Origin of the sequence: Streptomyces palmae (genome assembly GCF_004684805.1) — a bacterium.
GTDB classification, from domain to species: domain Bacteria; phylum Actinomycetota; class Actinomycetes; order Streptomycetales; family Streptomycetaceae; genus Streptomyces; species Streptomyces palmae.
Genome location: NZ_SRID01000731.1, coordinates 1 through 1,022, shown reverse-complemented (window position 1 = coordinate 1,022; position 1,022 = coordinate 1). Strand labels below are relative to the sequence as shown.

Here is a 1,022-nt window from a genome sequence, read left to right as displayed (position 1 = left end):
CCAGCACGCCCGCGGTGTGCACCACCCCGGTCAGCGGGAACTCCGCCGGAATACGGGCCAGCACCCCGGCCAACGCCTCCCGATCACCCACATCACAGGCCGCGACCGTCACCCGGGCACCCAGCTCAGACAGCTCCGCCCGCAACTCCTCCGCACCCTCGGCAGCCGGACCACGACGGCTCACCAGCACCAAGTGCTCGGCACCAGCACCCGCCAACCACCGGGCCACATGCCCGCCCAGCGCACCCGTACCACCCGTGACCAGCACACTCCCCGACGGACGCCACACCGGCGCCCCCGCACGCACCCCGGCGCGGACGACACGGCGAGCGAAGAGCCCGGACGGCCGGATGGCGATCCGGTCCTCACCCGTCCCTCCGCCGAGTACCGCGACCAGTCGGTCCATGGTGCGCGCGTCCAGCGTCTCGGGGAGGTCCAGCAGACCGCCCCAGCGATCGGCCAACTCGGCCGCGGCCACGCCGCCAAGCCCCCAGAGCTGTGCCTGTTCGGCGCTGCGCGGACTCTCCGATCCGCCGACCGAGACGGCACCCCGGGTCGCACCCCACAGCGGTGCCTCGACGTCCATGTCGCCCAGCGCCTGGATCAGGCCCAGGGTCGAGGACACGCCGGCCGGGACGGAGGCGTGGCGCGGATCGCGCCCCTCCGCCAGGGCCAGCAGCGACAGCACCCCGCCGAACGGGGCTCCGGCCTCACTCATCGCCTTCCGCAGTCGCTCGGCCACCGTCTCGCGGCCGGCCTCGCCGACCTCCATGGTCACCAGACCGGGTACCCGCTCAGCCAGCTGCCGTGCGCACTCGCCGAGCCAGGCCGTATCGGCAGCGCGCTCGGGCACCACCAGCAGCCAGGGGCCGGAGAGTACGGCGGGGGTGCCGGACTCGGCCACCGGCGACCAGGTGGTGCGGTAGCGCCAGCCCTCCACCCGGGAACGCTCCCGACTCTGCCGACGCCAGGCCGACAGCACCGGCAACACCGCCGCCAGCGACTCACCCGCCTCAGCAGCC

At 74.5% G+C, this 1,022-nt stretch carries 1 protein-coding gene; it reads right to left on the bottom strand.

What is annotated here, in order from left to right:
• A partial coding sequence (locus E4099_RS32360) for an SDR family NAD(P)-dependent oxidoreductase (RefSeq protein WP_135342641.1) occupies nt 1-1,022 on the bottom strand: 1,022 nt, incomplete at both ends.